The sequence below is a fragment of the Buttiauxella gaviniae ATCC 51604 genome (genome assembly GCF_001654835.1).
In the GTDB taxonomy this organism is placed as follows: Bacteria; Pseudomonadota; Gammaproteobacteria; order Enterobacterales; family Enterobacteriaceae; genus Buttiauxella; species Buttiauxella gaviniae.
Genome location: NZ_LXEP01000025.1, coordinates 18,973 through 44,783, shown reverse-complemented (window position 1 = coordinate 44,783; position 25,811 = coordinate 18,973). Strand labels below are relative to the sequence as shown.

General features: G+C 50.6%; 23 protein-coding genes. 5 read left to right on the top strand and 18 right to left on the bottom strand.

The genetic code is table 11. From position 1 onward, the window contains the following. Positions 1 to 64 precede the first annotated feature (64 nt). From dusA to M977_RS12345, 3 genes are all read right to left on the bottom strand, one after another. A complete protein-coding gene (gene dusA / locus M977_RS12355) occupies positions 65 to 1,063 on the bottom strand; it encodes a tRNA dihydrouridine(20/20a) synthase DusA (protein WP_064515380.1) in 999 nt (332 codons plus the stop codon). A 95-nt stretch (positions 1,064 to 1,158) separates the two neighbouring features. Further along, positions 1,159 to 2,466 carry a conjugal transfer protein TraF gene (locus tag M977_RS12350; protein ID WP_064515378.1) on the bottom strand — a complete coding sequence of 436 codons (1,308 nt, stop codon included), beginning with the start codon at positions 2,464 to 2,466 and terminating at the stop codon, positions 1,159 to 1,161. Positions 2,467 to 2,637: 171 nt separating this feature from the next. After that, the gene (locus M977_RS12345) at positions 2,638 to 3,141 is read right to left on the bottom strand and encodes a cupin domain-containing protein (RefSeq protein WP_064515376.1); all 504 of its coding nucleotides are present in this window, start codon (positions 3,139 to 3,141) and stop codon (positions 2,638 to 2,640) included. A gap of 105 nt (positions 3,142 to 3,246) precedes the next feature. On the opposite strand from M977_RS12345, the gene zur reads away from it, so the two are divergent. Further along, positions 3,247 to 3,762, top strand: coding sequence for a zinc uptake transcriptional repressor Zur (gene zur, locus M977_RS12340; RefSeq protein WP_064515375.1), 516 nt, complete (start codon positions 3,247 to 3,249; stop codon positions 3,760 to 3,762). 82 nt (positions 3,763 to 3,844) lie between these two features. On the opposite strand, the gene M977_RS12335 is transcribed toward zur, so the two are convergent. The 4 genes from M977_RS12335 to M977_RS12320 form a co-directional block, all read right to left on the bottom strand. Beyond that, positions 3,845 to 4,054, bottom strand: a complete 210-nt coding sequence (locus M977_RS12335) for a CsbD family protein (RefSeq protein WP_034492637.1) — start codon at positions 4,052 to 4,054, stop codon at positions 3,845 to 3,847. Between the two features lie 159 nt (positions 4,055 to 4,213). Next, a complete protein-coding gene (gene dinF, locus M977_RS12330) occupies positions 4,214 to 5,545 on the bottom strand; it encodes an MATE family efflux transporter DinF (RefSeq protein ID WP_064515373.1) in 1,332 nt (443 codons plus the stop codon). 74 nt (positions 5,546 to 5,619) lie between these two features. Next, positions 5,620 to 6,228, bottom strand: a complete 609-nt coding sequence (gene lexA / locus M977_RS12325) for a transcriptional repressor LexA (RefSeq protein ID WP_064515371.1) — start codon at positions 6,226 to 6,228, stop codon at positions 5,620 to 5,622. Positions 6,229 to 6,336: 108 nt separating this feature from the next. After that, on the bottom strand, positions 6,337 to 6,705 hold the full coding sequence (locus M977_RS12320) for a diacylglycerol kinase (protein ID WP_064515369.1): 369 nt from the start codon (positions 6,703 to 6,705) through the stop codon (positions 6,337 to 6,339). Positions 6,706 to 6,831: 126 nt separating this feature from the next. Here M977_RS12320 and plsB point away from each other — a divergent pair, with 126 nt between their 5' ends. Continuing rightward, on the top strand, positions 6,832 to 9,261 hold the full coding sequence (plsB, locus tag M977_RS12315) for a glycerol-3-phosphate 1-O-acyltransferase PlsB (protein WP_064515367.1): 2,430 nt from the start codon (positions 6,832 to 6,834) through the stop codon (positions 9,259 to 9,261). 172 nt (positions 9,262 to 9,433) lie between these two features. On the opposite strand, the gene ubiA is transcribed toward plsB, so the two are convergent. The 5 genes from ubiA to malK all read right to left on the bottom strand — a co-directional run bounded on the left by ubiA (position 9,434) and on the right by malK (position 14,665). Next, entirely contained in the window at positions 9,434 to 10,306 is an 873-nt protein-coding gene (gene ubiA / locus M977_RS12310; protein WP_064515365.1) for a 4-hydroxybenzoate octaprenyltransferase, read from the bottom strand. Continuing rightward, on the bottom strand, positions 10,306 to 10,815 hold the full coding sequence (gene ubiC / locus M977_RS12305; RefSeq protein WP_064515363.1) for a chorismate lyase: 510 nt from the start codon (positions 10,813 to 10,815) through the stop codon (positions 10,306 to 10,308). Before ubiC ends, ubiA begins: the two co-directional genes overlap by 1 nt. A gap of 277 nt (positions 10,816 to 11,092) precedes the next feature. Further along, the gene (malM, locus tag M977_RS12300) at positions 11,093 to 12,046 is read right to left on the bottom strand and encodes a maltose operon protein MalM (RefSeq protein ID WP_064515361.1); all 954 of its coding nucleotides are present in this window, start codon (positions 12,044 to 12,046) and stop codon (positions 11,093 to 11,095) included. A gap of 147 nt (positions 12,047 to 12,193) precedes the next feature. After that, positions 12,194 to 13,510: a maltoporin gene (locus M977_RS12295; protein WP_245163506.1), complete on the bottom strand. Its 1,317-nt coding sequence runs from the start codon at positions 13,508 to 13,510 to the stop codon at positions 12,194 to 12,196. A 45-nt stretch (positions 13,511 to 13,555) separates the two neighbouring features. Further along, positions 13,556 to 14,665, bottom strand: coding sequence for a maltose/maltodextrin ABC transporter ATP-binding protein MalK (gene malK, locus M977_RS12290; protein ID WP_064515357.1), 1,110 nt, complete (start codon positions 14,663 to 14,665; stop codon positions 13,556 to 13,558). A gap of 393 nt (positions 14,666 to 15,058) precedes the next feature. Here malK and malE point away from each other — a divergent pair, with 393 nt between their 5' ends. From malE to malG, 3 genes are all read left to right on the top strand, one after another. After that, positions 15,059 to 16,249 (top strand): maltose/maltodextrin ABC transporter substrate-binding protein MalE, encoded by a 1,191-nt coding sequence (gene malE, locus M977_RS12285; RefSeq protein ID WP_064515355.1) that lies wholly within the window; start codon positions 15,059 to 15,061, stop codon positions 16,247 to 16,249. A gap of 191 nt (positions 16,250 to 16,440) precedes the next feature. After that, the gene (gene malF / locus M977_RS12280; RefSeq protein WP_064515353.1) at positions 16,441 to 17,985 is read left to right on the top strand and encodes a maltose ABC transporter permease MalF; all 1,545 of its coding nucleotides are present in this window, start codon (positions 16,441 to 16,443) and stop codon (positions 17,983 to 17,985) included. A gap of 158 nt (positions 17,986 to 18,143) precedes the next feature. Further along, positions 18,144 to 19,034 carry a maltose ABC transporter permease MalG gene (malG, locus tag M977_RS12275; RefSeq protein ID WP_064515351.1) on the top strand — a complete coding sequence of 297 codons (891 nt, stop codon included), beginning with the start codon at positions 18,144 to 18,146 and terminating at the stop codon, positions 19,032 to 19,034. 97 nt (positions 19,035 to 19,131) lie between these two features. Here malG and psiE read toward each other — a convergent pair whose 3' ends face one another. The 6 genes from psiE to pgi all read right to left on the bottom strand — a co-directional run bounded on the left by psiE (position 19,132) and on the right by pgi (position 25,702). After that, a complete protein-coding gene (gene psiE / locus M977_RS12270) occupies positions 19,132 to 19,539 on the bottom strand; it encodes a phosphate-starvation-inducible protein PsiE (protein WP_064515349.1) in 408 nt (135 codons plus the stop codon). 237 nt (positions 19,540 to 19,776) lie between these two features. Continuing rightward, positions 19,777 to 21,873, bottom strand: coding sequence for a YjbH domain-containing protein (locus M977_RS12265; RefSeq protein WP_064515347.1), 2,097 nt, complete (start codon positions 21,871 to 21,873; stop codon positions 19,777 to 19,779). Next, positions 21,873 to 22,613, bottom strand: coding sequence for a capsule biosynthesis GfcC D2 domain-containing protein (locus M977_RS12260; protein ID WP_064515345.1), 741 nt, complete (start codon positions 22,611 to 22,613; stop codon positions 21,873 to 21,875). Before M977_RS12260 ends, M977_RS12265 begins: the two co-directional genes overlap by 1 nt. Continuing rightward, positions 22,610 to 23,248, bottom strand: coding sequence for a YjbF family lipoprotein (locus M977_RS12255; protein ID WP_064515343.1), 639 nt, complete (start codon positions 23,246 to 23,248; stop codon positions 22,610 to 22,612). Before M977_RS12255 ends, M977_RS12260 begins: the two co-directional genes overlap by 4 nt. 63 nt (positions 23,249 to 23,311) lie before the next feature. Continuing rightward, positions 23,312 to 23,557, bottom strand: coding sequence for an exopolysaccharide production protein YjbE (gene yjbE / locus M977_RS12250; protein ID WP_064515341.1), 246 nt, complete (start codon positions 23,555 to 23,557; stop codon positions 23,312 to 23,314). A 495-nt stretch (positions 23,558 to 24,052) separates the two neighbouring features. Next, positions 24,053 to 25,702: a glucose-6-phosphate isomerase gene (gene pgi, locus M977_RS12245; protein ID WP_064515339.1), complete on the bottom strand. Its 1,650-nt coding sequence runs from the start codon at positions 25,700 to 25,702 to the stop codon at positions 24,053 to 24,055. Positions 25,703 to 25,811: the final 109 nt, after the last annotated feature.

Genomic DNA, 25,811 nt, shown 5'->3' with positions numbered 1-25,811 from the left:
AGATGCGAGGTTGTGATCAACTCCGCAATACCTGAGCAATTAGATGGGTTATTACAAACAAAACCTAGCGTTTGTCGGCAACCAATGACAACGCATGTTCCACAACGTCGATTCCTGCACCGGCTTTATGGGCGTTTTCACTCAGGTAACGACGCCACTGGCGCGCACCTGGGATCCCCTGGAACAGGCCTAACATATGGCGTGTAACGTGGCCTAAATAAGTGCCATTCGCCAGTTCGCGTTCAATGTACGGATACATCGCACGCACCGCTGCAACGGTGTCGACTTCCTGCGTATCAAGGCCAAAAATCTCCCGATCAACTGCCGTCAGTAAACCTGGGTTCTGGTAGGCTTCGCGCCCGACCATGACGCCATCCATATGTTCCAGATGCGTTTTAGCTTCTTCCAGCGTTTTAATCCCACCGTTAATCGCCATTGTCAGATGCGGGAAATCACGCTTTAACTGATAGACACGAGGGTAATCCAGCGGTGGAATTTCGCGGTTTTCTTTTGGGCTTAAACCAGAAAGCCAGGCTTTACGGGCATGGATGATAAACATCTCGCATTCACCCTTCCCGGCTACCGTGCCAATAAAATCACACAGGAATTCGTAGCTATCCTGGTCATCAATGCCGATACGGGTTTTGACGGTAACCGGAATAGAAACCACATCACGCATCGCTTTAATACAATCCGCAACGCGCTGCGCATCAGCCATAAGACACGCGCCAAACATGCCGTTTTGTACACGGTCAGATGGACAGCCGACATTCAGGTTAATTTCGTCGTAGCCACGCTCTTGCGCCAGTTTCGCGCAAATAGCCAATGCAGCCGGATCGCTACCGCCTAATTGCAGCGCGATAGGATGCTCGTCTTCGCTGTACGCCAGATAGTCCCCTTTGCCATGAATAATCGCACCGGTTGTCACCATTTCGGTGTACAGCAGTGTCTGGCTTGATAACTGACGCAAGAAGTAGCGGCAGTGGCGATCGGTCCAGTCAAGCATCGGCGCAATGGAAAAACGATGTGGCTGGAAAGGAGTCTGGTTGGTTTGTGAGGACATAGGCTGTGGGCGTTTACGGGCTACGGTTAAAAAAGGGTCGCTACTATAGCATAAAGCAGCGTCGGGACACCCGCTCGTCCCGACGGCTATTTTTATTAGAAGGTCACGCTAAGCTGCGCTCCGGCCCCCCATGTCTGGTCTTCGCCGTACAGCCCCATTAAATCAACATGCACACGATTAAATGGTGCAAAACCAATACCGCCGGTAAAGACGTTGCTGTCGTTTGATTTGACGTCAGCACGATAACCCGCTCGCACGGCAAGCCATGGCAACGGCGTAATTTCAGCACCGACGCCAACGTACTGCGAGTCTTCTTCGCTTTTGAAGCCTTTGGTTTCGGTGAGGTCGCCATCGGCGCTGAGGGTGATGAGATCGTTATGCCAGGCTACACCAGCCGTCACCAATGGACGAATCTGGTACGTGTCTTTGTAGTTAGTTGTCTCACCGGTTCTGCCATTGGTGATCAGAATATCTTTGGTATCAATGTCACGCGAAATCAGGTTCTGACCGCTCAGACCAACCGTCCAGTTTTCGCCGAAATCGGCCGCCAGGCCGGCATCCACGTTGAAACCAGTGTCATCATTACGATAGCGGCTGCTATTCCAGTCACTGCTGTCGTAGTTATAAATCGAGGTGGTGTAGTTATAGAGCCAGGTTTTTTGCAACTTCGGTGTGACGCCAAAAGAAACCGGCACTCCACCGAGATCAAACTCCTTCGCAAGCGCCACACCATAGTCAGAGACAATAGCCGCACGGCCAGAAGCAGTAGAATTCAGATTGCTGGTAATAACATCGGAGCCATTAATAGCGGCATCTAATGCAACGCCCCCAGCCACTGCCCGAGAACCTGCGATGCTATTGAGATAATCGATATCTTGCTGATCAATGGAAGAACTAACATGCGCACGTGCATAGGCTTTTGCGACAAAAGCCACTGAAAGCACGTCGTTTGGAATACTGACTGCGATACTGGCCCCCGCCTTCGCGTTTGCCGTTTTACCTTTCAGATCATTCAGCTCTCCAGCCAGATCGCCCGCAGCACCCTGAAACTGGTTGAGCGAACCATTTGGATTCAAAAGGATATCCTGCAGGGTGAGATCGTCGATAACGTTTTTGTATTGATCAACCTTATCGCTAATGTCATCAATCTGATCCTGCAGATTATCTTTATCCGTAATTTGCGCACTCACAGACGGTAGAATAACCGTCACTGTGTCGTCCTGCTTAGCCTTAGCTAGCAACGCGGGATTCGTAAGCACCCCACTTCCGTAGCTCGCAGAAGCGACACCAGTACCACCCATTGCATCACTTCGTGCTTCAGACCATGTGCCTGCCGCATAAGCGTGATTTGCCATAAATAAAGATGCGGCGCTAAACGCCGCCAAAGTTTTCATTTTTTTCATTCACCACACGTCCGTCTGTTGATCAGATGTAATAACTGCCCCTGCCAGTTATGACTGAACAGAGGCGGACTATTGCTGTGAATAAAAGGCTGAAAAGTGGGCTGTTTCGCCCATCGGAATCCCGTTTCTATCCTTCAGGATTATGAGTTCAAAATTTCCATGCAAACTTATTTATAGTTTACCGTTCGGTTTTCGTGAAGGCTGACCGTCGTGCGGGCCGAAAAATTGCGGGGGATGGTCAATCCAGCGATCCTGACGCTGTGCGGCATAGCCTGGATTTAGCGGGTAATAAATTCGGTTCTCAGCTTTGTTTGCCTCCCCCACAATCAGCAGCCGGACTTCATGCTCTGTGTTGTTGATAAAGGTATGGCAGATACCTGTTCCAGCAGGGAAACCAACGCTATCGCCAGGTTCAAGTGGGTAAAGGTGCCCATTAATCCACACCTGTGGATGCCCTTCGAGCACATAAGCAAACTCTTCTTCGCTGCTTTCGGCATGAGGATAAGATGTGCGGCGACCTGGTAGCAGGCGCTCATGATGAATTCCCAGGCGATTAAGACCCAGTTTGCGGGCCAGTGGCGCGCCAATAGAAAACCGTTCTGCGCTGTCTGGATAAGTCGAATCATCGTCACCTTCTATTTCCTTCCAGTGGCGAATGCAATCAGGTTTATTCATAACAAACTCCGGGATAGTCATCTCAAAAGGTTGTGGCTAAGCGCACCACTCGGCGTTTTTTGCGCGTTGTGATAAAGTGTAGGGCTAATCTACAGGGGAATACTGATGGACATCACGACTTCACAAAACGTGTTAGCGCAGGCTGAAAAACTATGCGAGCAGCGTAATGTGCGCCTGACACCACAACGTCTTGAAGTATTGCGTTTGCTGACTCAGCAAGCAGGCGCTATCAGTGCTTATGATTTGCTGGACTTACTGCGAGCCAGCGAACCGCAAGCTAAACCCCCGACAGTGTATCGTGCGCTCGATTTTCTGCTCGAACAAGGTTTTGTACACCGTGTAGAGTCCACTAACAGCTATGTGTTGTGCAATCTTATCGATCAGCCAACTCACTCATCTGCGATGTTTATTTGTGATCGATGTGGTGCGGTGAAGGAGCGTAGTGCGGAAGGTGTGGAAGATATCATGCACCAACTGGCGGCCCAGTTAGGGTTTGCTTTGCATCATAACGTTATTGAGGCGCATGGCTTATGCAGCGCGTGTGCAGAAGTTGAAGCTTGTAGCCACCCGGATGCTTGCGGGCATGACCACTCAGTTCAGTCGAAGAAGAAATCTCGTTAGATTAGTTGGATTTGAGTTGAATGGAACGGTACATCCATGTACCAGGGCAGGGCTGAGAGTTAACACATCTGAGGGAAGCTAATTACCAACGGTATTTGTTGCGAGTTTCCCAATCAACGACTTCTTCCTCTGCCTTATCCTTTTCGTACCCATAACGCTCTTGAATCTTACCGACAAGCTGATCGCGTTTGCCTTCGATGACTGTCATATCATCGTCAGTCAGTTTGCCCCATTTCTCTTTTACTGTGCCTTTAAACTGTTTCCAGTTACCGCCGATTTCGTCTTTATTCATAATAATATCCTCATCGTTCGGGGGGAAGAACTGCTAAAAAATTACCAACGTCCAATGTGCTGCCATTTGGCCAACACCGCTCTATCTGCTGGACGTGATAATAATTGTAGTCAAGGATATGGTGGTGGGGAGAAAACTAAGAATCTTTAACCATACGGCTTAACTTTGTACATTGTTAAACCAGCTATTTTGCTGCCAGTGACGACGCCAAATCCAACCTAACGCCAGCCCCCGCAGAGCAAGGAATACCGCCACAGACAGCCATAACCCATGGTTGCCTAAATACGGAACCGTGAAGAGCGTTAGGCCGAAACCAACAGCGGCAACCGCCATGCTATTACGCATCTCAGCGCCTCTTGTCGCGCCAATAAACATCCCATCCAGCAAGTAGCACCAGACACCAACCACGGGTAACACAATCTGCCAGTGGAGATAACGATCGGCCTGTAGCTGTAATTGGGGAATGGACGTCAGAAGAGAAACAATTTGCTCGCCAAATAGGGCATACACCACGGCAAACATGAGCGCGACTAAACCCGCCTGCCGACAAGCTGCCCCCCAAACCTCGAGCAATTGACCACGATTCTTTGCACCATAAGCTTGCCCGGAGTGAGCTTCAACAGCATAGGCAAAACCATCAAGCGCATAAGCGGTAAACGTCAGGAGAGTCATTAACACCGCATTGACGGCGACAATTTCGCTGCCTAAGCGCGCACCAAAGATGGTCACTGATGCAAAGCACACTTGCAGTAATAACGAGCGCAACATGATGTCCCGATTAAGCGCCAGTAAGCGCCGAACATTGCCACGCCAGGACTGTTTGAGCATCTCAAAGCTGATACCTCGCAAGCCCATAACCTTCTTCACCATCAGCAATCCGATGAAAAATGTCGCGTATTCAGCAGTAACAGTCGCAAGTGCCGCCCCTTGAACATCAAGGTGCAACCCCATCACCAGCCACACATCCAGTACGATATTCAGAAGATTGCCGACTACCAGCAAGATAACCGGAGCTCGTGCGTATTGAACCCCTAGCAACCATCCCAGTAAAACGAGGTTGGCAAGCGAGGCTGGCGCACTCAGCCAGCGGATTTCAAGAAAGCGTTGCGCTTGTACGAGCACATCCTGATTGCCGCCGACAATTTGTAAAGCGAGTGAAATGAGGGGATCGCGCAGTAAGACAATTGCCACCCCTGCCCCTAGTGCCAGTAATAATGGTTGCACCAGTGCACGAGCTAACGCTGAGGGATTATTGGCACCAAAAGCCTGAGCAGTTAAACCTGTGGTACTCATTCGCAAAAACAGCAGCAACATAAACAGGAAGCTGGTTGCTGTCGCACCAATGGCAACACCGCCCAGATAAACAGGACTATCCAGATGACCAATAACAGCCGTATCGACAAGGCCAAGCAGCGGAACGGTAATGTTGGAGAAAATCATGGGTAAAGCGAGGCGCCAAAGCGCACGATCCGCTGTGGAGAATAATTGCATGACATCTCCTGAAGGAGATCAAAGATAATTAAGGCAGTGATGCGCACTTTAAATGCGCATCACCTAAAGAGATTTTACAGCCAGTCGCCGTTGCGGATAACCCCAACAGCCAGCCCTTCAATAGAGAAGTTATGCTCGCGTAGGTCAACCACGATCGGTTCAAACTCACTGTTTTCTGGCAACAGATGAACGGTGTTGCCCTGTTGTTTTAAGCGCTTAACGGTAACTTCATCATCGATACGCGCGACAACAACCTGGCCATTACGCACATCCTGGGTTTTATGAACCGCAAGCAGGTCGCCATCCATAATGCCGATGTCTTTCATCGACATACCGCTGACGCGCAGCAAGAAGTCGGCATTTGGTTTAAACAGTGATGGGTCGACCTGATAATGGCCTTCGATGTGTTGCTGTGCAAGGAGTGGCTCACCTGCAGCAACACGCCCAACCAGTGGAATACCGGTCACTTCTTCCACCAACAGGCGGATACCACGGGATGCGCCAGAAACAATTTCAAGCACACCTTTACGGGCAAGTGCTTTTAAATGCTCTTCAGCGGCGTTCGGAGAACGGAACCCCAGACGTTGAGCAATCTCGGCACGAGTCGGTGGCATGCCGGTCTGGCTGATATGATCCCGAATAAGATCAAACACCTCTTGCTGCCTGGTAGTTAACGCTTTCATTCCGCCCCCTGGGTGTTTATACAGTTATGCTGTGAGTATATACAGTCAAAGGTCAATTTGGAACCACAAATTAAGCAAAAAACCAGGCACTTAACTATTCTGGAAAGATCACCGCAAATGCGACCAAAGCAGCGTGACCCAGGTAATTACCGCGAGGATAATTGAAATTAATACTGCGGCCGAGCCCATGTCTTTGGCTCGCCCGGAAAGTTCGTGATAATCAGTGCCAACACGGTCGACAAGAGCCTCGATAGCGCTGTTGAGGATCTCGACAATCATGACCAACACGACTGAGCCGATAAGTAGAATGCGGGTAATGGGGTCGACATCTAACCAACATGCGATGGCAATGGCGATAACGGCAGAAACGCCTTCCTGGCGGAAAGCTGCTTCATTGATCCAGGCTGCTTTGAGCCCTTTCCATGAGTAGCCTGCGGCTTTGATGATACGGGTAAGTCCAGTGGTACTGCTCGCCATTTTAGGAAACCTTTTCAAATTATTTGCATCAATGCTTGTCAAAATTATAACGCCACAGAAATCTGGGTGAGATTCTGATATTCTTGCGGCGAATTTGCATCATTAACCTGAGGCTTTACATCGTTTATGTCAGGCTGGCCAAGAATCTACTACAAATTACTTAATTTACCATTAGGCGTTCTGGTAAAGAGCAAGTCCATTCCGGCAGATCCACAGGCCGAACTGGGCTTAGATCCCACACGCCCAATAATGTACGTTCTGCCGTATAACTCAAAGGCGGACTTATTAACCCTGCGCGCGCAATGCCTCGCGCACAACTTGCCCGACCCTCTCGAGCCATTAGAGATCGACGGTGCGGTATTGCCGCGCTATGTCTTTATCCATGGCGGCCCGCGCGTGTTCACTTATTACACGCCAAAAGAAGAGTCGATCAAGCTGTTCCATGATTATCTCGACTTGCACCGCAGCAATCCAAATCTGGATGTGCAGATGGTGCCGGTATCGGTGATGTTTGGCCGCTCTCCGGGTCGCGAAAAAGGCGAAGTTAACCCGCCACTGAAGATGCTTAACGGCATTCAGAAATTCTTCGCGGTATCCTGGCTTGGGCGCGACAGTTTTGTGCGGTTCTCCGCACCTGTTTCGCTGCGCCAGATGGCAACCGATCACGGTACAGATAAAAAAATCGCCCAAAAACTGGCACGCGTGGCGCGTATGCACTTTGCTCGCCAGCGTTTAGCGACTGTAGGCCCGCGTCTGCCGGTGCGCCAGGATCTGTTTAACAAACTTCTGGCCTCAAAAGCGATTGCACGCGCAGTAGAAGACGAAGCACGCAGTAAGAAAATCTCCCATGAAAAAGCGCAACAGAATGCTGTTGCCTTGATGGAAGAAATTGCAGCGAACTTCTCCTACGAAGCCGTGCGTTTGACCGACCGCGTATTAGGTCTGACATGGAACCGCCTGTACCAGGGCATTAACGTTCATAATGCAGAACGTGTACGCCAACTGGCTCACGACGGCCACGAGATTGTCTATGTTCCCTGCCACCGCAGCCACATGGACTACATGCTTTTGTCTTACGTGCTTTACCACCAGGGGCTGGTTCCTCCGCACATTGCGGCGGGTATCAACCTGAACTTCTGGCCAGCCGGCCCGATTTTCCGCCGCCTGGGCGCGTTCTTTATTCGCCGTACCTTTAAGGGCAGCAAACTCTACTCCACCGTGTTCCGTGAATATCTTGGCGAGCTGTTTAGCCGTGGCTATTCCGTTGAATACTTTGTGGAAGGTGGCCGTTCTCGTACCGGCCGTTTGCTTGACCCGAAAACCGGCACGCTGTCGATGACCATTCAGGCCATGCTGCGCGGCGGTACTCGTCCGATTACATTGGTGCCGATCTACATTGGCTACGAGCATGTAATGGAAGTGGGGACTTACGCAAAAGAACTGCGCGGTGCGACCAAAGAAAAAGAAAGCTTTATGCAGATGGTTCGTGGGCTGAGCAAGCTGCGTAACCTCGGCCAGGGCTATGTTAACTTCGGCGAACCTATGCCGTTGATGACATTCCTCAACCAGCGAGTGCCTGAGTGGCGTGATTCAATCGACCCGATTGAATCCATTCGCCCGGCATGGTTAACGCCAACGGTTAATGAAATTGCTGCCGAACTGATGGTGCGTATTAACAATGCAGGCGCGGCAAACGCCATGAACCTGTGTTGTACCGCGCTCCTGGCATCGCGCCAGCGTTCACTGACGCGCGAACAACTGACCGAACAGCTCAACTGTTACCTGAGCCTGCTGCGCAATGTGCCGTATTCACCGGACGCGACCGCACCAGATCAGCCAGCAGAAGCGCTTATCGAACATGCGTTGCAGATGAATAAGTTTGAAGTAGAGAAAGATACGATTGGTGACATCATCATTCTGCCGCGTGAGCAGGCAGTGCTGATGACTTACTACCGTAACAACATCCTGCATATGCTGGTATTGCCTTCTCTGCTGGCTGCAATTATCACGCAGCATCGCCACATTTCCCGTAGCGAGCTTCTGCGTCAGGTTGAGCTGCTCTACCCAATGCTGAAGTCTGAGCTGTTCCTGCGTTGGGAAAAAGCTGAACTTGCCAGTGAAATGGATGCGCTGCTTAATGAACTGGTTCGCCAGGATCTTATTACCCTTACGGGTGAAGAAGTGGTGATTAACCCGGCACGCTCACGCACTATGCAGCTTCTCGCGGCAGGTGTTCGTGAAACGCTGCAACGTTACGCCATTACTTTCTGGCTGCTGAGCGCTAATCCGTCAATAAACCGTGGGACACTGGAGCGCGAAAGCCGCACCGTTGCCCAACGTTTGTCGGTATTGCATGGCATTAATGCACCGGAGTTCTTCGATAAAGCTGTGTTCACCTCGCTGGTATTAACCTTGCGTGATGAAGGCTATATCAGCGACACCGGAGATGCAGAACCCGCCGAAACGATGAAGGTCTACCAGATGCTGGCAGAACTGATCATGCCGGATGTGCGTTTGACGATTGAAAGCGCGACGTCGCAGGCTGCGACTGAGTAAAAAATCTGGCGGATAAACAAAGTGTCATCCGCCATTTTGTTTCTTATACCCGAGCTACTTCGAGATGCAGGTAGGCGGCAATCAAATGAATCCCGATGAGCTTACTCAAGTAAGTGATTCGGGTGAATGAGAGCAGCCAACAACCCTGCAACTTGAAGGGCGATGGGTATAATTAGAAGTGTAGGTAACTCAACACCAACCCAATAAACAGCACCAGACCAACGTAATTGTTATTCAGGAAAGCTTTAAAACAAGCATCACGGTCACGATTCGCCGTCAGCCGTTGCTGATGAACAAAGAGCATCCCCGCTAGCGCAATAGACCAGTAGAACGCCCCACCTAATCCGTTTAACCAGCCAATCACCGCCAACAACACCATCACAGTAAACTGCAAAATACCGATAATCAGATTGTCATAGCGGCCAAATAAGATCGCTGTGGATTTAATACCGATTTTCAGATCATCATCGCGGTCAACCATTGCGTACTGCGTGTCATAAGCTACAGCCCAGCAAATATTGGTTAAAAACATCAGCCAACAGCTAAGTGGAACAGACTCACTCACTGCGGCAAATGCCATAGGGATTGACCAGCCAAATGCGGCCCCTAGCACTACTTGCGGCAGATGAGTGTAGCGCTTCATAAACGGGTAAACCCATGCCAGCGCTAACCCCGCCACCGATAATAAAATCGTCATGGTATTTAGCGTCAGAACCAGTAAAAACGAGAGCACTACCAGTACCGCAAATAAGATACGCGCTTCTTTCTCGCTTACAGCCCCGCTCGGCAATGGCCTGTGCGCCGTGCGTTTCACGTGACCATCAAATTTGCGGTCGGCGTAGTCATTCACCACGCAACCCGCAGCGCGCATCATCCACACTCCGGCTATAAACACGCATAAAATAGTTAGCGGAGGCACTCCCGGTGTCGCAAGCCACAGCGCCCATAGGGTGGGCCATAACAACAAAAGCGAGCCAATTGGCTTATCAAGTCGCATCAGACGTTGATACGCCTGCCATTTACCCTGTTTCAGACTCCACTCCATTATTTTTCCTCTCGATACAACGGAGAAGCAGGAAGGAATAACTCGGTAAGCACCAGCGGCTTTCCAGCTAATCTCAGGCGGGAACGACGCCCCCACAGCTCCGAACTACGGCCAATCTCAATAAAATCCCGTGTCAGGGAAGATGAACTAAACAGGTAGCGTCCAAGCGGCGTGGTCCCGAGCTTTTGTAAAGCAAGCTCTGGTCCTTCAAGGGTTGATTCAGGCACCACGGTACGCCCCAAAAGCCAGGGCTCATCGTCACCGCAAAGCACAACTTCACGCAACCAATAACGGCTGGACTTAGGCAACATATCAGCTTCAGGAAGAACGATACGCGATTCGAAAAAACCTTCACGCACAATGCGGGCAGTAACCCTGGAACAATACTGCTCAAAGCGTTTGGTCATTGAGTCTTCAAGCAACAACCAGTCAAGAAGCGATGCACTCAGCTCCTCGGGAATCGTAGCTTCAAAACGTAAGGCGCGCAGTGGCGAAAGCGCGTCAGACATGGGAATTTCTCCGAAACAAAACCGGCAGTCATTGTAACGCAGAATAGGTATAGCGGGGCAGGGAAAAGCTCACAACAATTTAACAGGTCGGAGGCCTTCTAAATCATTCGAGTTGAATCAAGGCGGCAAACGAACGAATCCCTATGAGCTTACCAGGGTAAGTGATTAGGGTGAGTGAGAGCAGTCAACGCCGAGGCCGCTTGAAATATGACGGGCAAAAAAAGGTGCGCATAAGTATGCGCACCAAACTTCAAACATCAGCACTGCGGGGAAACCATCACCCCTTGCCTTTTACACTGCTGATAAAGGTTTTACGGGCGCTAGTCGATCCCAGACGTTCAGCTTCATCCAGCAGTTTCAGGGCTTTATCAACATCGCCTTTCGCTACTGCATCTTTGATTGCCTGGTTGAAGTAGCTCTCTGTATCGCTAAGCACGGGTTCTTTTTTCGCGGCAGGAGCCGGAGCGGCTACAGGCGCTGCGGCTGTTGCTGCAACAGGTGCGGCATAAGCGGTAGCAGGCGCTACGGTGTTACCCACTGTCACAGGATCTGGGCCAGATGAACCAAAGAGTGGCCCTACTAAAATACTTGAACCAGAAGAGGTTTTTACCCGCAATTTCAGCGTGCCCGTCGTGCCGTGGCTGGCAATTGGGTCTGGAATATCTGGGATCGCGTTCCCATTGCCTTTGGCATAGGCTTTGGCCGGATCAATCATCTTCGTGGTTTGTTGTGCATCTTTACTGGTGGTGAAGACCAATAAATAGAGTTTTTGCTGCCCCAGTGCTGGCGTTAATTTAAACGTCCCTTCCAGGCGGTTATCAGACATCACGCCTGGTTCCTGGTAGGCAAAGAAACTGCTTGGGAAGTATGCAGCTGGGCGCAGGTTTTGATCCAAAACCAGTACGTTTGGCGCAAAGACCGTATCTTTTTCAACGACGCTGGTAAGGGTAATAGTCAGTTCACCAATACCCGCCGGGATGCTGTAAGCCGCTACCGGGCCAATAATGTCAGCGACACCGAGGGACTGTCCGCCAGTCGCAAGGTTTGTGGAATGCAGTTTGTTTTGGGTAACCGGCGTCCAGACAAGATTTTGTAATGCAGATTCAGGAATTGACGGCGCGGCAGAAACATCCTGTGGAACAATATTGATATCTGCCAGACTGATTCCGGGAACGCTGGCGAGCAACCCTGCAGAAAGGCAGAGTGCGAGGATACTTTTTTTCATTTTCATTTTTATAGACCTCGAATGGGAAATCGGTGGAAAGTTAGCCAGGCAATAGCACTTTCCATCGAAACAAGCATTGGCATAGAGGGTAATCATGATGGGGAGTTCAGTGGCGAACTCCCCATCATTTCTTCACTTCAGGTTAATGCTGTATTACCACCAGATTTCCATCTGGGCACCGAAAGTGAATTCGTCGTCATCGCCACGGCTGGTAGAGAAGTTGCCGTTACCGGTAGAGTCAGAGATAGCAAAGCGAGTGTTGTCGCCGTTGGCATCTTTCGCGTAACCCCATTTCTCATCCCATTTGGCGTAAGTTGCGAACAGACGCAGTGCCGGACGTGACCAGATGCTGTCGCCTGCCTGCCATTGTTGTGCCAGGGTAATTTTGTACTGACCGTTACGATCGCCAGTTTCCTGGGATTTCACGTTGTCGTAGCCAACTTCCAGCAAGGTGCTCATGATTGGCGTCCATTTGTACATTGGGCGCACACCTACGGTGTACCATTCAGTACCCTGGTTATCATCCATATCCAGGTTCTGGTACATCGCAACGTACATCAGGTCCCATTGGTCAGCCAGAGTGATCGCACCGTGGTCGAGAACACGAATCATGCTGCCGTCGTTGTTTACACTACCGCCCTGCGCCTGGCCTTTGCCCTGCGAAGTCATAGAGTCAGTTGCATACTGCACAACGAATTTGTTGAAACCTTTCATCATACTTTGCGTATGTTCAAGGGTACCCATCCAACCATCTTTCGACGCACCTGGTTGCAGGTAGTAGTCGTCAGGAATGTTGGTGTGGCCGTAGTCAACGCCCAGCTCCAGTGTGCCGCCAGGGTTAGTTTCAATACCAGCCCAACGCACGTCAAATACGTCGTTTGGCACTTTGTTGTTGTAGGTACGTTCGCCAGTTACCGGGTCGCGATCGCCGAACGCTGAAGAACCGCCTGACTCAGAAGAACGAGTTGCTGCGAAGGAAAGTTTACCTGTGCCTACGTCAATGTTTTCCAGACCAGCACCAGGACCAGAAATATCCCAGTAGTAGAAGTCGATCATGTGGACGTCATGACGTTGGTAGAAACGCTTACCAGCCCACATGTTTGCGCCAGGCAACGAGTCGATCAGGTTTTTACCCTGCACGTTGAATTCACGAATCGCCGGGGTGTTGGTGTCTTCCCAGTCATTCAACTGCGGAGAGTTATAGGCAATGTTGGAATCGAAATAGAAGCTCTTATCGCCTTCTTTCCAGACTTCCTGACCTAATTTAATTTCCGCGTACGTTTCGCACTCGTTACCCAGACGATATTTAGACTGAGCACCAGTTGCCTGGAAACATTCTTGCGGGCCGCCGCTACCGGTCCAGCCGATACCAGAACGGGCGTAACCGTGGAAATCCACAGCCAGGGCCTGAACAGACATAACGCCTGCTGCTACGGCGACTGCCAGTGGGAGTTTGCGCAGAGTAATCATCGTTCTATCTCCTGAGATCATTGCTTTTCTTTTTTATGGGAATGCTTAAACACCTGGCTCTTGATGCAACCGACGACATGCGGTGCCATCTTCTCGGAACAGATGGCAACGTTCTGGCGGCAAGCCAATAGCGAATGTGGCACCCTCTTTTACCAACACCACGTCATTCTGGCGGTACACCAGGTTCTGACGGATGGCGGGGATTTGGATATGAATCTGAGTTTCATGACCAAGCTGTTCAACAACCTGTACTTCGCCTTCGAGAGTGACGTCGGCGATGTCGCTTGGCAGTAGGTGTTCTGGGCGAATACCGAGAGACATGTTGGCACCGACCTGCACTTCCTTACTTTCTACCGGCAGCCAGACTTGCTGACGGTTCGGTAATTCAACCTGCACTTGATCAATGGCAGTAGCGGTGACTTTTACTGGCAGGAAGTTCATTTTTGGCGAGCCAATAAAGCCCGCAACAAAACGATCCGCCGGGTAGTGATATAACTCGAGTGGTTTACCCACCTGCGCAACGCGGCCTGCGTCCAGCACCACAATTTTGTCGGCAAGCGTCATCGCTTCGACCTGGTCGTGGGTAACGTAAATCATGGTGCGACCAAGGCGCTTATGCAGTCGGGAAATCTCAATACGCATCTGCACACGCAGTGCCGCATCAAGGTTTGAAAGAGGTTCATCAAGCAGGAATACACGTGGTTCAGCCACCAGCGTACGGCCAATAGCTACGCGCTGCCGCTGGCCACCAGAAAGTGCTTTCGGGCGACGTTCTAATAAATGCCCCAGTTGCAAAGTTTCTGAAACCTGGGTGACACGCTGATTGATATCGCTTTTCTTGGCACCTGCCAGCTTCAGCCCGAAGGACATGTTTTCAGCAACGGAAAGATGGGGATAAAGAGCATAAGACTGGAATACCATGCCGACGCCACGCTCAGCGGGTGGGATGTCGTTCATGCGGGTATCACCGATGAATAAATCACCGCTAGTGATCGTTTCCAGACCTGCAATCATGCGTAACAGAGTGGATTTACCGCAGCCTGACGGTCCAACAAAAACCACGAACTCACCTTCTTGAATGTCGAGGTTGATATCTTTCGATACCACCACATCACCCCAGGCTTTCGTTACGTTCCGTAGCTGTACGCTTGCCATGTACTTCTCCCTTCATTCCGTCACTCTGCTAAACGGCAGGTGATTCAAGATGTGTCGGACTATGACGGATCGATACATTTCGTGAATCCTCCACCCTGCTGTTTTTAATGGGGGAGGAGGCGGGAGGATGAGAAGCGAGTTTCTGCAACCGGTTACAGTGGGCGCGACAGTTTTTCGTGATCTTCGTTTCAATTTTCCGTGGGGTTTTGTGTGCGCCAGAACACATAACTGTCAGTTATGTAATGGCGATCACAGATACCAGGGTGGGGGCGTAGGGCTAAGGAGGATGAGAAGCACTTGCCATCTGCGCAAACTGGCATCCGTAACGCCACTACCTTGACCTTGATGTATCCACGCGCATAGCAAACCACCATTCAAAGGATGGGAATAAATATGAAAATTAAAACTGGCGCCCGCATCCTCGCTCTGTCTGCCCTGACAACGATGATGTTTTCCGCCTCTGCACTGGCTAAAATAGAAGAAGGCAAACTGGTCATCTGGATTAATGGTGACAAAGGCTATAACGGCCTTGCTGAAGTTGGTAAGAAGTTTGAGAAAGACACCGGTATCAAAGTCACCATCGAACACCCGGACAAACTGGAAGAAAAATTCCCACAAGTTGCGGCAACTGGCGATGGCCCGGACATCATCTTCTGGGCACACGACCGTTTCGGTGGTTATGCACAATCTGGCCTGCTGGCCGAAATCACTCCAGACAAAGCTTTCCAGGACAAACTCTATCCATTTACCTGGGACGCAGTTCGTTACAACGGCAAGATCATCGCTTACCCAGTTGCGGTTGAAGCACTCTCTCTGATTTACAACAAAGACCTGTTACCTAATCCGCCGAAAACCTGGGAAGAGATCCCAGCACTCGATAAGCAGCTGAAAGCGAAAGGTAAGAGTGCGTTGATGTTCAACCTGCAAGAACCGTACTTCACCTGGCCGCTTATCGCTGCTGACGGTGGTTATGCGTTCAAACTCGAAAACGGCAAATACGACGTGAAAGATGTTGGCGTGGATAGCGCAGGCGCGAAAGCTGGCCTGAGCTTCTTGGTCAACATGATTAAAAACAAAGAGATGAACGCGGATACCGACTACTCCATCGCAGAAGCGGCCTTTAACAAAGGCGAAACCGCGATGACCATCAACGGCCCGTGGGCATGGTCCAACATCGATAAGAGCAAAATCAATTACGGCGTAACGCTGCTGCCAACCTTCAAAGGTAAAGCATCTAAACCGTTCGTGGGTGTGCTCAGTGCCGGTATTAACGCCGCCAGCCCTAACAAAGAACTGGCGAAAGAGTTCCTGGAAAACTACCTGATGACCGACCAGGGTCTGGCTGAAGTCAACAAAGACAAGCCATTGGGTGCAGTTGCACTCAAATCTTACCAGGATCAACTGGCGAAAGACCCACGTATCGCCGCCACCATGGATAACGCCCAGAAAGGCGAAATCATGCCAAACGTGCCGCAGATGTCTGCGTTCTGGTATGCCGTTCGTACCGCAGTCATCAACGCAGTTAGCGGTCGCCAGACTGTTGATGAAGCGTTGAAAGACGCTCAGGGACGTATCACTAAGTAAGTATCTGGTCAATTCCCTCTCTGAAAAGAGAGGGAAAATAATAATATGATTAGATACCCAAAATAATTCGAGTTGCATCGAGGCGGCAAGAGAATGAGTCCCAATGAGCTTAGTAAACTAAGTGATTCGGGCCAGCTCTCACAGCCAACAAAGAGGCAACTTGAAGTATGAAGGGTATAGAGGAAGACCCCATGGATGTAGTTAAAAAGAACCACTGGTGGCAAAGCGATGCACTGAAATGGTCAGTCATCGGCCTGATGGGACTGCTAGTTGGTTATCTTGTCGTATTAATGTACGCCCAGGGGGAGTACCTGTTCGCCATTATGACGCTGATTTTAAGCTCACTTGGCTTATACATTTATGCAAATCGTAAGGCTTACGCCTGGCGCTATGTTTACCCAGGCCTTGCTGGCATGGGGCTGTTTGTTCTGTTCCCACTGGTTTGTACCATCGCCATTGCTTTCACCAACTACAGCAGCACAAACCAACTGACTCAAGAACGCGCACAGCAGGTGCTGATGGACCGCCAGTATCAGGCGGGAAAAACCTTTAACTTTGGCCTTTACCCGGCGGGCGATGAGTGGCAACTCGCGCTGACTGACGGCGAGTCAGGCAAGAATTTTATCTCCGATACCTTTAAGTTTGGTGGTGCTCAACACCTGAAACTGAAAGACGCCGATGCTCTTCCTGCAGGTGAAAAAGCCAATCTGCGCGTGATTACGCAAAACCGTGCATCGCTGACGCAAATCACAGCTGAAATGCCTGATGAAAGCACCCTGACCATGAGCTCCCTGCGTCAGTTCTCCGGCACACGCCCGCTTTACACTGAAGGTGAAAAGGGTGAACTGACCAACAACCAAAGCGGCGTGAAGTACCGCCCGAATAACGGCACTGGTTTCTATCAGTCTGTAAATGCCGACGGTAACTGGGGCAACGAGCAGTTAAGCCCAGGCTACACGGTGACTATCGGCTGGAAGAACTTCCTGCGTGTATTCCACGATGAAGGCATCCAGAAACCGTTTATGGCGATTTTCGTCTGGACGGTGATCTTCTCAATCCTGACGGTGATTCTCACCGTGGCGGTTGGCATGATTCTGGCCTGCGTTGTGCAGTGGGAATCGCTGAAAGGCAAAGCGATTTATCGCGTGATGTTGATACTGCCATATGCAGTGCCATCGTTTATTTCTATCCTGATTTTCAAAGGCTTGTTCAACCAAAGCTTCGGTGAAATCAACATGATGTTGAGCTCACTGTTTGGTATCAAACCGGCCTGGTTTAGCGACCCGACCACCGCGCGTTCAATGATTATTATCGTGAATACGTGGTTGGGTTATCCGTACATGATGATTCTGTGCATGGGCTTGTTAAAAGCAATTCCAGATGACCTGTACGAAGCCTCGGCAATGGATGGCGCCGGCCCGTTCCAGAACTTCTTTAAGATTACGCTGCCGCTGCTGATTAAGCCGCTGACGCCACTGATGATCGCAAGCTTTGCCTTTAACTTTAACAACTTCGTGCTGATTCAACTGTTAACCAATGGTGGCCCGGACCGCCTGGGAACCACAACGCCTGCGGGTTATACGGACTTGCTGGTGAGCTACACCTACCGCATCGCCTTCGAAGGCGGCGGCGGTCAGGACTTTGGTTTAGCTGCGGCTATTGCAACGCTTATCTTCATTCTGGTTGGCGCATTAGCGATTGTTAACCTGAAAGCCACCCGTATGAAGTTTGATTAAGCCTGAAAAGACCAGGCGCAATTGGCGCAGTCAGTTTGAACACGGACTGCGCGGAAAAACCGGAGCGTACACGTAGTACGTGAGGATTTTGAGCACAGCCCAGGTTCAAAATGGCAAGCAAAATAGCCTGGAGCGGTGTTTAAGGAGTAATAAATATTATGGCTATGGTTCAACCCAAATCTCAAAAGCTGCGACTCTTCACGACGCACTTACTGTTACTGATATTTATCGCCGCGATCATGTTCCCGCTGCTGATGGTCATTGCGATTTCGCTGCGTCCGGGTAACTTCGCGACAGGCAGCCTGATCCCGGACCAAATCTCCTGGGAACACTGGAAATTAGCGCTCGGATTCAGCGTGCAACATGCCGATGGCAGCGTCACGCCACCGCCGTTCCCGGTGCTGTTATGGTTGTGGAACTCGATCAAAATCGCGGTCATTACCGCGCTGGGTATCGTGACGCTTTCCACCACTTGTGCCTACGCTTTTGCCCGTATGCGCTTCCCGGGCAAAGCCACACTGCTGAAAGGGATGCTGATTTTCCAGATGTTCCCGGCGGTACTGTCACTGGTGGCGTTGTACGCCTTGTTTGACCGCCTCGGCCAGTACATTCCGTTTATCGGTTTGAATACACATGGTGGGGTGATCTTTGCCTATCTTGGCGGCATCGCGCTACATGTATGGACGATTAAGGGCTATTTCGAAACGATTGATAACTCACTGGAAGAAGCCGCAGCACTGGATGGCGCAACCCCATGGCAAGCCTTCCGCTTGGTGCTTTTGCCGCTCTCTGTACCGATTCTGGCGGTGGTATTTATTCTGTCGTTTATCGCCGCAATTACCGAAGTGCCAGTGGCCTCATTGTTGCTGCGCGATGTTAACAGCTACACCCTGGCGGTCGGTATGCAGCAATACCTCAACCCACAAAACTACCTGTGGGGCGACTTTGCCGCAGCCGCTGTACTTTCTGCAATCCCGATTACTGTCGTGTTCTTACTGGCGCAGCGCTGGCTGGTGAGCGGTCTGACGGCTGGCGGGGTGAAGGGTTAAGATTTCCTGTTAGTTATTGCTTCACATTACGTAATGCCACTGCAAAACCCTCATTTGACCTTGGATTTACTTATGGCGGCCCTTGGGCCGCCTTTTTTTATTCTCGTTTTAAACGGTTGCTGTTACACAGCCACAGCGTAATCACCAGCACAAGGATTGCTCCTGAGTAAATCAGCACATCGCGCGGATCTTTATGGTCGATGATGATAAGACGCACAATGGCGGTGATACCGATATAGATAAAGTAGCGCAGAGGGAAGTGATAACCCGACTGAAAGTATTTAACGATCAACGCGATAAATTCGAAGTACAGGAAGTAAACCACCAGCCCTTCTATCAGCTGGTATTTGCTGGCTTGATCGGTGGGTGCAAATAACGATGTGGCTAAATGCAGCGTCTCTTTACCCAGGAAGATGATGAGGATCAGGCCAAGCGCAAGCAACGCCAGATTGAGGACCATTTGCATAAGTTTAGCGATGAGCTCAACGCCGGGGGTGGTTGTCATAGGAACGCCTCTTGTTCTGGTATAGAGGTGTTGTTATACGTTAAAAATGTGATGCGGTTCTCAATTATTTACTTATATAACCGTTGGGCTATTACGTATGGGCTGTACGGTGAAGGTTCCGTTCACAGTTTTGGTAACTGCAGAGGTCACTAAATGCTTAGTGACCGAAAAAATGCATTCTTACATACACATATAAACCTAATTATTGGAACCCCATCAGGTTCCAATAAACCCTCGTTACCTAAAATTAATATCCCGATCGCTCGTCATCCCATACAACTCAAACTTACGTCCCACCATCTGCCCACCGTCACGCGTCAACGGTGTCCAGCTCACTTGTGCACGGTTGCGGGTTGGTGACGAGGAGAAGATATCCAGCGGCACATTCACGTAGAAACCTTTGGTGAAGTCCCCTTCCCCGTACTCTTCTTTCGACACGTTGGTTATGGTCGCATAAGTCCCGACAACCACGCCGCTGTCGAAGCGTTTGGAGATCTCCAGCGTACCGCCCTTATCTTTCGCCAGATACTGGCCGATGCTGAGTTTAATCAACACGTCATCGGCAAACGGTGGGGTCCAGTAGCCGGTGATATGGCCGGTTGGCGCGCTGTAATCGGTGAACTTCATCATGTCCTGCGCACTACGCCAGTCACGCTGTTTGACGTAGTTGGCGTTCGCGCCAATGGCCCAATTGCTGTCGACGGGACGATACAAGACCTCGGCACCCACCCCGCCATACATAGTTTCGAGATAGCCACCGTACACCTGCCCATACCAGCTGTTGCCCAAATACTGGAAGTAGTTGGCTTGCAGGTTATTGACGTAAATATCGTTCTCAACGTAGTCACGCACATGGGTACGCACGCGCGGCAGCGTTGAGTCGTTAGGTGGATTGGTGTAGTTAAATTTGTCGTAGTTATTGGCGATATTGGCAAACAGGCTACCGGTGGTTAGCAAGTGATCCGTCACCCACCAGTCAGCGGTTCCCATTACGCCAACCTGGTACATGTAGAAGCTCTCTGGCCCGCCAACAGACTGGTTCAACACCGGGTTAATCGAGAAGTTCACTTTCGATTTATCGATGAAATATCCCTGCTCGGTTTTCTCCGGAATGACCGGCTCAACACGTTTTTGCACCAGTTGTGTTTCGTGCCCAAGCGGCTCACCTTCCAGATGATTTTGCAGGCTGGCGACATCCGTTTGGGTCGTTACTTGCGGCATATTCAGGCGGGTTTCCGTCACACGGATGGTGCGAATATTCTCCGGCAGGTCATTCATGATGATGCGGTTTGCGCGCTCAATCCCTTCACGGGAGTCGCGGTATTTCACCTGCTCACCCGTGACATATAGGGTATCGCCTTTCACCTGAATATTCGGGTTTGCCAGGCCAGCATTGTATTTAAGAAGCGTCAGCTGATTTGCGACAACCGTCGGTTGTAAAATTTCATCTTGCGGCTGCGGTTGGTATTGCGGGCGACGATTGTCGTTATATCCTGGTCGCAAATCGTTGAAGTTAGTTCGCAACGTCACCCCAAACATAAAGGTATTGCCACGTTCATAGCTGACGTTAACGTCGGCCCAATCGGTGACGCGATAGATAGCGCCGACGTTAAAGTTGCTGCGTTGCTCGAGTTTGCCAGCGAAATCCTGAGTGTAATTGTTACCTTCGTATTCCGCTTTCAGGCGCAGCGGCTGCCACGGAGTCTGGTATTCAATACCGCCAAACAGTGATGCCGGGCCATGGAACATGCCGCTAAAGTTGAACGAACCAGCCTGGTTATAACTGTTATCCCGATAGCAGAAGCCATCGCTCACTTCGCAAAACGGGTTTTTCACATTGCCGCTGGTGCCCATGTAACCCCAGCCCATACCGAGCGTGAAATCGAACGGCCCCCAGGCTTTGCTCGCCACAACGTATTCACTGTCGAACAGGCCTGTACCGCCCAAGTCACGAACCCCCACCGCCACCTGCGGCAGGTAATAGCCTTCTTCCCAAAGACGCACTTTCATATCGAAGGCTTTATCTTTGTAAGTCTGGTTTCCCGAGAATGCTTCGACGCTGCTGTACTCTCTGGTGCGGACATCGGTGTAGCGCAATGTGGTTTCCAGCCATGGGAAAAGCTGCACTGAGGCTGAGTAAAAACGGTACTGATCGTTATCGCGATAGTTAAGGCTAAACTCGCCTTCTCGCGCCATGCGTGCAGTCGGTGTTTGCAGCAAACCCACACCGCCGAAATCCGATTGTGACGGCCCTACAGGGTCTGGAAAGGTTTCTGCCTGGCAGGCAGTAGATACGGCCAGCGCGAGCAGGCTGTAGAGATATTTTTTCTTCATCAATCCGGTCTCCGATGAGTCAGAGAGTTAAGGATTTGCTGATTCAAGTCGTTGAAATCAGAATTAAATAGTCGCTCTTTAAAGCCGACAAACAAGATGCTGCCTGGAGTGAGTTCGACATGGTGGTTATTCCAGTAGGCCACTGGCGCTTTTTGCGTTTTGCCGTCCGGGTAAATCACCCATGCGAAACTACGGTCGGCGCCACTGAGTTTGTCGATACCATCGAGATATTCGTCGGCGCTGCGCCCGGCAACGAAAGGTTTTACTCCTGGTGAACTCACCAACCCCATCAGCGTGATAGTTGAAGGCTGCGGCCCGGCCCACAGGCTGTAATCACCTTGCAGTGGAACATTGGCGCGAGGGTGAACACGCACCCAGTCCGGGTCGAGATCGACAAACTGCCGCCCGGTAACGTGAAGGGCCTGCATTTGCTGGCGCACGCCATTGATAGCTGCGGCATCGTCACCGTCTTCTTCGGCAGCAAAGCCCGATAAATTCGCTAACAGTTTCTGGTGCTCTTGTTCTGCAACCGCCGTTGCCTGCCGTTCGCTAATCACCGAGCCAGGCCACCAGGCCCGCACAAGTGAGGGCTGAGAGACTAAATCACCGAGGCGCTCTACGTTGGTGAGTTGCTGATTGCCAGGATAAATAGTCACATTCCCGGCGGCATACGAATAAGCACTGAGTTGCAGGGTGGCCAGGCAAAGCGCCATCCACCCAGAGTTGGCGTTTATTTTCATTCTTTTGCCGCCTTCAACAAAGTCGTGGTGACAGGCCAATAATCCGGGCCAATATATTGTTTTGACTGGCGGACATGGCCTTCGCTATCGATCAAAAAGCGGTTATGCCAGGTTTTGCCGGAAGCGGTAACTTCTTCGTTCAGCACGCGAACGGGCGTGGTGCTTTCAGCAACTTTTAGCGTGTCGGTGCCATCCCAGGTAAAGGTTGAATGCACTGTTGCCATTCGCACCTGCTGGTGTTCGGTCCAGGCCATTTGCCGTATCCAACTCGCGCCATCGGTTATCTGATTTGCGTGTACCAGCGGGTCGTTTGGCGTATTGGTCACTTGCTGGAGGTTGTCGCCAAGGCCGGTGGTTTTTACGATGCGGCCTTGTTCGGTGACGATCATCGCCCGGTCTTGCGTTACCCATTTTTGCTGGCCGTTTTCGTCATATGCCAGAACGACAAATATTTGTGGGCCGTTATTAATGCTCATGTACTGGCTGGCGTAGCGCATATTCTGAATGTCGTCATTGGTCAGTTGTACGCCGTCACTACCGACAATGCTGTGCCAGAGCGATGAACCAAGGCCTTGCGTAGTGGCAGAACAAGCCTGAAGTACAAGGCAAGCAAGAATAATTACGAGTCGCTGCACGAGGTTTCCCCGGAGTCGAAATAACCACACCGAAGTGTGGTTAGAGTTAAATCACCCGCGAAATTAACGGGTGCTGGTCGTTGTAGTTGTTGTGGTCCCAGTATTGGAACCATCACCGCCACCGGTTGCAGCAAGTGCTACACCCACTGCTGACCCGACAGTGCTGGCACTGGCCGCAGTAGAACTCCCTGCGGACTCATAAGTAGCTTGTGCACCAGCGGCTTCACCGACTGCTACCGGATCAGCACTCGCCGCACCAGCTGCTGCCAGCGTGAATATGGCTAAAGCGCCATAAAGAACTTTCTTCATAACAATTTCCCTTCATTGAATGAATGGAGATTTGCCCAAAAGGAATTTCAGGCGTTTTCGAGTATACACAACAAGTAATAGCGTTAGGCCGCGAATGGATATATGAGGGACGCTTTAAGACAAATGGAAATATAACTATATAGGCAAAATTTTTATTCCATTTAGATGATAAAAAACAGACATTTAAAATATAATTAAGAGAAAATATAATCTTATTAATCCGAAAGTAAACCTGCTGAATTATCAGGTTATAGGTTTTTTTAGGATTAACCTCAGCGAGGTAATTCGAGGATATTAAGCGGCAAGGGGAATTATCTTATTTAAATAAATAAGCCGACCATAAGGCCGGCTTATATTTAATGTCTATTACTCATACCCTAAATAATTCGAGTTGTGGCCAGGCGGCAAACTTACGAATCCCAGGAGCTTACAAAGGTAAGTGACTGGGGTGAGTAAGTGCAGCCAACACCGCCACAACTTGAAGTATGACGGGTATTAAGCACGCCATGACTTGTAGCGATTAATTAATCCGTTAGTCGAGCTATCGTGGCTGCCAACTTCTGACGCATCACCCAACTCTGGCAGAATACGGTTAGCCAGTTGCTTACCTAATTCCACGCCCCACTGATCGAAGGTGAAGATGTTCAGGATTGCACCCTGAGTAAAGATCTTGTGCTCATACAGCGCAATCAGTGCACCGAGGCTAAACGGAGTGATTTCACGCAGCAGGATGGAGTTGGTTGGGCGGTTGCCTTCGAACACTTTGAACGGCACAACGTGATCCAGGGTTTTAGGATCCAGACCCTGAGCTGCATATTCCTGCTCAACCACTTCGCGAGCTTTACCAAATGCCAGTGCTTCTGTCTGAGCAAAGAAGTTAGACAGTAGTTTTGGATGATGGTCAGAAAGTGGGTTGTGGCTGGTTGCTGGTGCGATGAAATCACACGGAACCATTTTGGTGCCCTGGTGAATCAGCTGGTAAAACGCGTGCTGACCGTTAGTACCAGGCTCGCCCCAGATGATTGGGCCAGTCTGGTAATCCACAGCGTTGCCGTTACGGTCAACATACTTACCGTTGGATTCCATGTTGCCCTGCTGGAAGTAAGCAGCAAAGCGGTGCATGTACTGGTCGTATGGCAGAATTGCTTCGGTTTCAGCGCCGAAGAAATTGTTATACCAGATACCGATCAGCGCCAGCAGCACTGGCAGGTTCTGTTCTGCTGGAGTGTTTGCGAAATGCTGGTCCATGGCGTGTGCGCCAGACAGCAGTTCTACGAAGTTTTCGTAACCCACAGACAGGATGATGGACAAGCCAATTGCAGACCACAGGGAATAACGACCGCCAACCCAATCCCAGAACTCAAACATGTTGGCCGTGTCGATACCGAATTCGCCAACCGCTTTCGCGTTAGTAGACAGCGCGGCGAAGTGTTTCGCGACGTGTTTGTTATCGCCAGCAGTTGCCAGGAACCAGTCGCGCGCGCTGTGGGCGTTGGTCATGGTTTCTTGCGTGGTGAAGGTTTTAGACGCGACCAGGAACAGCGTGGTTTCCGGGTCAACATTCTTCAGCACTTCAGCAATGTGAGTCCCGTCAACGTTAGACACAAAGTGCATGTTGAGGTGGTTTTTGTAAGGACGCAGCGCTTCGGTCACCATGAATGGGCCGAGGTCTGAACCGCCGATACCGATGTTCACAATGTCAGTAATCGCTTTACCGGTGTAGCCTTTCCAGTTACCGCTGATGATGCTCTCAGAGAAGGTTTTCATCTTCTCAAGCACAGCGTTAACTTCGGGCATCACATCTTTGCCATCAACAATGATTGGGGTGTTGCTGCGGTTACGCAGTGCAACGTGCAGCACAGCACGGTCTTCAGTACGGTTAATCTTCTCGCCAGCGAACATGGATTTGATCGCGCCTTGCAAATCCGTCTCTTTTGCCAACGCTTGCAGCTTGGTCAGGGTTTCTTCGGTGATGCGGTTTTTGGAGTAATCCACCAGCATTAAGTCGTCGAAAGTGGCGGAGAATTTACCAAAGCGGTCGGCATCCTGAGCAAACAGCTCAGCGATTGTGACGTCTTTCATTTCGTCAAAATGCGCCTGTAAAGCCTGCCATGCAGCGGTCTGCGTTGGGTTGATATTTTTCATAGCGTTACCCTTTTGATTTGAGAACTGTGACTGCGGTCAATTGTATATCCACAAAACAGGATTTGTGATGATTTTTCTACCATTGCACCGGGAATACCGTTTCAGATTA